At 70.1% G+C, this 6,262-nt stretch carries 6 protein-coding genes; 4 read left to right on the forward strand and 2 right to left on the reverse strand.

Features of this window, described 5'->3' with window-relative positions; genetic code table 11:
- Nucleotides 1-133 precede the first annotated feature (133 nt).
- Nucleotides 134-259 (reverse strand): hypothetical protein, encoded by a 126-nt coding sequence (locus tag HUW53_RS21915; protein ID WP_272904376.1) that lies wholly within the window; start codon nucleotides 257-259, stop codon nucleotides 134-136.
- Between the two features lie 211 nt (nucleotides 260-470).
- On the opposite strand from HUW53_RS21915, the gene HUW53_RS21560 reads away from it, so the two are divergent.
- The 3 genes from HUW53_RS21560 to HUW53_RS21570 all read left to right on the forward strand — a co-directional run bounded on the left by HUW53_RS21560 (nucleotide 471) and on the right by HUW53_RS21570 (nucleotide 4,171).
- Nucleotides 471-1,304 (forward strand): universal stress protein, encoded by an 834-nt coding sequence (locus HUW53_RS21560; protein ID WP_237347801.1) that lies wholly within the window; start codon nucleotides 471-473, stop codon nucleotides 1,302-1,304.
- Between the two features lie 139 nt (nucleotides 1,305-1,443).
- Nucleotides 1,444-2,394 carry an NAD(+) diphosphatase gene (gene nudC / locus HUW53_RS21565; protein ID WP_237347802.1) on the forward strand — a complete coding sequence of 317 codons (951 nt, stop codon included), beginning with the start codon at nucleotides 1,444-1,446 and terminating at the stop codon, nucleotides 2,392-2,394.
- Complete coding sequence (locus HUW53_RS21570) at nucleotides 2,387-4,171, forward strand: solute carrier family 23 protein (RefSeq protein ID WP_237347803.1); 1,785 nt, start codon at nucleotides 2,387-2,389, stop codon at nucleotides 4,169-4,171. Before nudC ends, HUW53_RS21570 begins: the two co-directional genes overlap by 8 nt.
- Nucleotides 4,172-4,194: 23 nt before the next feature.
- Here the strand turns inward: HUW53_RS21570 and HUW53_RS21575 are convergent, their stop codons facing one another.
- Nucleotides 4,195-5,052, reverse strand: a complete 858-nt coding sequence (locus HUW53_RS21575) for a prephenate dehydratase (RefSeq protein WP_272904378.1) — start codon at nucleotides 5,050-5,052, stop codon at nucleotides 4,195-4,197.
- A gap of 447 nt (nucleotides 5,053-5,499) precedes the next feature.
- On the opposite strand from HUW53_RS21575, the gene HUW53_RS21580 reads away from it, so the two are divergent.
- Entirely contained in the window at nucleotides 5,500-6,045 is a 546-nt protein-coding gene (locus HUW53_RS21580) for a c-type cytochrome (RefSeq protein WP_237347805.1), read from the forward strand.
- The last annotated feature ends 217 nt before the right edge of the window (nucleotides 6,046-6,262 follow it).

The following is a 6,262-nucleotide window of genomic DNA, read 5'->3' on the forward strand; positions in this document are numbered from 1 at the left end:
CCGCTTGTCGCGGCCGCATGGCTCCGCGGCGAGGCACGCCTCCAGGGGGGCGCATGTCTCACGCGAAGGCGCGCTTATAGCCGCGCAGCCGCGCGAATGCAACAATGGCGCGGGCCGGCGGGCGACAGACCGGCTATTTCGGGGTTTCACCCTGGCAGGCGGCGGGACGGCTCTGGCCGAACCAGTTGCCGCATTTGTCACACCCGGAAAGGCCGAAGGCGAGGCCGGAAACCAGGATGAGGCGGACCAGAACGCGCATGGCTCCTCCTTGAACGCTGTGCCGCGCGCCGATGGCGGCGGGTGGCGACCATAATCGATCCGCCGCGCAAGGAAAGGCGGCGGCCCGACAGATGGCCCCACCTCCGCCGCGCCCGTTCCGGCGCACGTTGCCAGCGGGAAGGCGACACCTTACAGCCTTTTCAGGTCGCCGCCGCGCGGGGCCAGGTCCACCCGAAGCGAAGAGGGACACCATGCTCCAGCGGATACTTCTCCTGCTCGGTGAATCGTCGGCCGCGGAAAGCGCCCGCGCAACCGCCTTCGCCCTGGCCCGCGAGACCGGCGCCACGCTGGCGGGCATCACCGGCATCGACGTGACCGCCCTGGACCTGCCCACCTTGGGCCGGGCCGGCGCGAGCGCCCTGAAGGCGCGCGTGGAGGCGGACCTGCACACCCAGGCGGAAGCGCTGCGAAAGCGCCTGCGGGCCCAATATGAGCAACAATGCACCGCCCACGACGTGACGTTCGAGTGCCTCTCGTTCGAGGGCGACCCGATCGAAGCCCTGCACCTGGCGGTGGAGACCCGCGACCTGGTGGTGACCGGGCACGATGCCGGCTTCCACGCCGGTGCCGAGGTGCCGCTGCCGGACCTCTTGTCGCGATTGCTCGCCTCCATGCCGCGTCCGATCCTGGTGTGCGGTGACGACCGGCCGGAAGGCACAGACGTGCTGGTGGCCTACGATTCCAGCCTGCCGGCCATGCGCGCGGTCCAGATGTTCGCCCTCACCGGAATCGGCAAGGGGCGGCGGGTGAAGGTGGTGGCGGTGGATCCGGACCAGGAGGGAGCCGCGCGACGGGCGGCCGGCGCCGCCTCCTATCTGGCGAGCCACGGCTATGCCGCCGAGGCCGCGCCCATCGCATCCCGGCTGGACATCGCCGAGGTGCTGCGGCTCGAAACGGAGCGCGTGAAGCCCGGCCTGCTGGTGATGGGGTCCTACGGACGCCGGGGCTGGCGCGAGATGCTGTTCGGCTCCACCACGCACCGGCTGGTGGAAAACCCGCCCTGCCCGCTGTTCATCTACCACTGAGGCCGCGCCCTCACGCCGGACGGCCCGCGCCGCAGGGGAAGGGGCCGGAGCACTCCGGCCCGCGCCGCGATGTCCCTTGCCTCGCGGGGGCGCCCGTGCCACCGTCGCACCTCCGCGCCGCGTTCGAAGTCGCCGATCGATGATGCTGCTTTCACCCTTGTGTCCCGACCTCGGCGCGTGGCCGCCCATGGGTTATGTGGAAAGCCGGCTCGACCGCGCCGCCTTGCGCCGCGCGGAGGCGGCGACCCTGCGCGCCGATCGCGACGCCCGCGTCTATGCCTTCGGTGGCGAGCTGGTGGCGCTGAGGCCCGCGCCGCAGGCCGGTGGGATGGACGACCCGCTCCTCACGTTCGCCGAGGCCGCCCCCTGGTGCGGCGAGGACGCGATCTTCCTGGGACAGGAAGGCGCGGCCCCGCGCTTCGCCGTCGCCTTCGATCCCAGCCGCCGCGAGGCCATCGAAGCCGCCGGCTTCACAGTGACGGACCTGCGCTCCATCGCCGCCGGGGGACTGGTGGCGGCGGACCACCTGGGGCCGCTGGCCACCGGCAAGGCCCTGTTCGGCTGGCACGGCCGGCATCGCTTCTGCTCCAATTGCGGCACCCCCACCCGGATCGTGGACGGCGGCTGGCGGCGGGACTGCGCCGGCTGCGGCGCCCAGCATTTCCCGCGCACCGACCCGGTGGCCATCATGCTCGTCGCCCGCGGCAACCAGTGCCTGCTCGGCCGCCAGCCGCATTTCGCGCCCGGCATGTGGAGCTGCCTCGCCGGCTTCGTGGAACCGGGCGAGACGGTGGAAGACGCGGTGCGGCGCGAGACCATGGAAGAAGCCGGCATCACCGTGGGCCGGGTGACCTACCAGTCCTGCCAGCCCTGGCCCTTCCCCATGCAGCTCATGCTGGGCTGCCTCGCGGAAGCGACCTCCGAGGCCATCACCATGGACGTCAACGAACTCGAGGCGGTGCGCTGGTTCTCCCTGGAGGAGACCGCGACCCTGCTCGCCCGCACCCATCCCGAGGGCCTGTTCGCGCCGGCGCCGGCGGCCATCGCCCACCACCTCATCCGTGCATTTGTGGCGGGTGCGCGTGCCTGACGGCGGACGGGCGCGCACGCGCCTGCGGCGCCTTCTCGACCGCGCCTTCCCGCCGCCTGGCGGTGGCCACCGCCACGGCCGGCGCCCGGCATCCCTGGTCTATGGCCTCAATGATCCGGTGCCGACGCCGAACCTGCTGGCGCTGGCCACCCAGCATGCCATGCTGGCCGTGACCTTCCTGGTTTATCCCATCCTGGCGGCGACCGAGGCGGGCTTGCCGCCCGAGCAGACCTCGGCCCTGCTCACCGCCTGCACCCTCTCCATCGGCATCGCCACCATCCTGCAATGCGTACGCTCGCGCTTCGGCAGCGGCTATCTGGCGGTCCACATCCCGGCTGCGGGCGCCATCCCCCTGGCGCTGCAGGCACTCACCCTGGGCGGCCTGGGGCTGATGGCCGCCACCACCTTCACCGTCGGCGTCGCTCAGCTGTTCGTCGCACGGCTGGCGCGGCCACTGCGGGTGCTGCTGCCACCGGAGGTCTGCGGCGTGGCGGTGACCATGCTCGGTGTATCGCTGGCCGGCCCGGCCCTGCGCCGGGCCCTCGGCATGAGTTCGGAGGCGGCCGGTGTGCTTCCCGCCGCCTTCGCCACCAGCGCCGCCACCTTGAGCCTGATCGTCGCCATCACCGTGTTCGCGCCCCGCGGGCTCAAGCTGTTCGCCATGGTGGCGGGGGCCGGGGCCGGCTGGGTGCTGGCGGTGCTGCTGGGGGTGGATCACGCCGGCGCGGCCCGCGCCCTCGCCGAGGCGCCACTGATGGCTTGGCCGCATCCCACCCTGCCCGACCTGCGGATCGCGCCCAGCCTGCTGCCCCTGATGGCCTTGCTGGTGCTCATCAATCTGGTGGACGTGCTCTCCGTCACCGTCTCGCTCGAAAAAATGAACGATGCCGACTGGCGCCGCGCCGACATGCGCGCGGCCCAGCGCGCGGTCACCGCCTGCGGCATCGGCAACATGCTGAACGGGCTCACCGGGGGCTTCCAATCGGGTCTGTCCTCCTCCTCCGTGGGCCTGGCCTTCGCCACCCAGGCCACGGCTCGGGTGATCGGCATCACCGCCGGCGCGCTCATCTTCGCCATCGCCTTTTTCCCGAAGGCGATCGTGGCGCTCACCCTCATTCCCTCGCCAGTGATCGGGGGCATCCTGCTCTATACCTCCGCCTATCTGGTGGTAGCGGGCATGGACCTCATCGTCTCGCGCCGGCTGTCGGAGCGGCGGGTGTTCCTGGTGGGGTTGTCCGTGCTGGCGGGACTTTCGGTGGCGCTGCTGCCGCTGAAGGGGCAGATTCCGCTCGTCCTACAGCCCCTGTTCTCGACGCCGCTGACGGTGGCGGCGTGCAGCGCGCTGCTGCTCAACGTGCTGTTCCGCATCGGCATCGCCCGCGAGACCGGGGAAGAGGTGCCCGCCGAGGCCCACGCCTTCCCCTTCGCCCGTGATTTCCTGGAGCGGCAGGGCGACCTGTGGGGCGCGCGGCGCGACGTGATCGCCGCCGCCATCCCCATCGTCGCCCAGGCGCTGGAGCTGGTCAGCGACAGCGGGCTCGCCGAGGGGCCGGTGGAACTGCGCGCCCGCTTCGACGAGGCCCACCTCGACGTCTATCTGCTTTACGACGGGCAGATCGTGCAGCCGCCCAAGGAGCGCCCTTCGCCGGAAGCGCTCCTTGGGGACGCGCAGGAGGTGGCGGCGTTCACCGCCTACATGCTCCAGCGCCTGTCGGATCATGTGCATTTCGGGCGCAGCCAGGGCCGCGCCCGCATCGCGCTGCGGTTCGACCACTGAGCGGGGGCGGGGGCCGCCCCCGCTCAATAGGTATCTTCGCTCACCTGCAGCGACGCCCGGAACGAATGGGCCGGATAGACCCCCAGGATGCGCATCTCGCGCGAGAAGAAGGCGAGCTCTTCCAGCGCCAGCTTCACCTGCCGCTGGTCGGGGTGGCCGTCCACGTCGGCATAGAATTGGGTGGCGGTGAAGTGCCCGTCCATCTGGTAGGATTCAAGCTTGGTCATGTTCACGCCGTTGGTGGCGAAACCGCCGAGGGCCTTATAGAGCGCCGCCGGCACGTTGCGCACCCGGAACACGAAGGTCGTCACCACCGGGCCATTATCGGCCGGCGCCCACTCCCCATTGCGCGCCAGCACCACGAAGCGGGTGGTGTTGTGGGCCTCGTCCTCGATGTTTTCCGCCAGGATGTCGAGGCCATAGATTTCAGCCGCGAGGCGCGAGGCGATGGCCGCGCGGGTCACGTCCCCCGCCTCGGCGATCTCGCGGGCGGAACCGGCGGTGTCGGCGCCGATGATGGAGGTCAGATGCAGCTGGCCGATGGCCTTGCGGCACTGGCCGAGGGCCATGACATGGCTCTGCACCGTCTTGATCGTGTCGAGGCGCGCGCCCGGCACCGCCATCAGCTGGTGTGACAGCGGCAGGAAATATTCACCCACGATGTTGAGCGCCGATTGCGGCATCAGGCGGTGGATGTCCGCCACCCGCCCGGCCACCGAATTCTCGATGGGAATCATCGCGAGCTCCGCGGCCCCGCTGTCCACCGCCGCGAAGGCGTCCTCGAACGTGGCGCAGGGCAGCACCTCATAATCGGGAAAAGCCTCCCGGCACGCGATATGGGAATTGGCCCCGGGCTCACCCTGGAACGAGATGCGACGCATCCTCACCACTCACCCCCCACGCCGCTTCCCAGGCCGGAAGCCGCCTTGCCCGCTCCGGATGCGCGGGGATGACCACCCCGAGCGGGATCCGATCCGCCGCCACTCACCCAAGGTCCGCTGCGACGGGGCGCCGCGCACCCCCGCGCGGTTCGGCCACCGGCGCGCCACGCGAGACGCCGGGCGGCGGCCGCGAAAGCGTTGCGCCCCGGGACGCGAACCCACCAAGCGGGGGCGTTCCAGCCCCGTCGCCAACGCACCCGTGACGGCATCGGCGCGCGTTTTAATACGGGTTGCGCCGTTCCAATCAAAGTGCTTAGTGTCGCCACGAATGCGCGGAGGGGTTCGCGCGCGTTATCATGATCAGGGATAGGACGCACACCACCGCGCGCTGCCCATTTCGCGGGTCGGGATGCTCCAAAATCAAGGGCTTCGAGGGGCATAGCGCCGATGACCTTTTTTGAATTGAACAAAATCGCAGGTGCCGTGCTGGCCACCCTGGCCTTTATCGTGGGCTTGGGCATCGTTTCGCAGATCCTGTTCACGCCGGAAGCGCCGGCCAAGCCGGGCTTTGAAATCGCGCTGCAGGAAGCCGGCGCCACCACCGCCGCCAAGGTGGCCGAGCCCACCATCCAGGAGCTGTTCGCCACCGCTTCCGTGGAAAAGGGCGCGACCGTCGCCAAGAAGTGCGCCGCCTGCCACAATTTCGCGGAAGGCGCCGGCGCCAAGGTGGGTCCGGACCTGTATGGCATCGTCGGCCGCGACGTGGCCAGCGTCGAGGGCTTCGCCTATTCCGCGGCCATGAAGGCCAAGGGTGGCAAGTGGACGCCGGAGACGATCAACGCGTTCGTCACCAATCCGAAGTCGGCCGTGCCGGGCACCGCCATGGGCTTCGCCGGCCTGCCGAAGGCCGAGGACCGCGCCAACGTCATCGCTTACCTGAATTCGCTGTCGCACAATCCGCAGCCCCTGCCCACCGCCGCGGCGGCCAAGTGAATTTGGACAGGTGACTTTGGACAGGTGACTTTGGACAGGTGACCTCGGACAAATGACCAAGGTGGCTTGAGGCCCCGGCGCCAACACGGAACACCCGCCGGCGGATGCCGCAAGGGATTGGGCTCTCACGCATTTGTCAGACGCCTCATGTCAAAAAGGGCCGGCCCGGAAGGGTCGGCCCTTTTTGTTGCCCCAACCCACGGGCACCCTCCAGCGC

Origin of the sequence: Xanthobacter agilis (assembly GCF_021730435.1) — a bacterium.
GTDB classification, from domain to species: domain Bacteria; phylum Pseudomonadota; class Alphaproteobacteria; order Rhizobiales; family Xanthobacteraceae; genus Xanthobacter; species Xanthobacter agilis.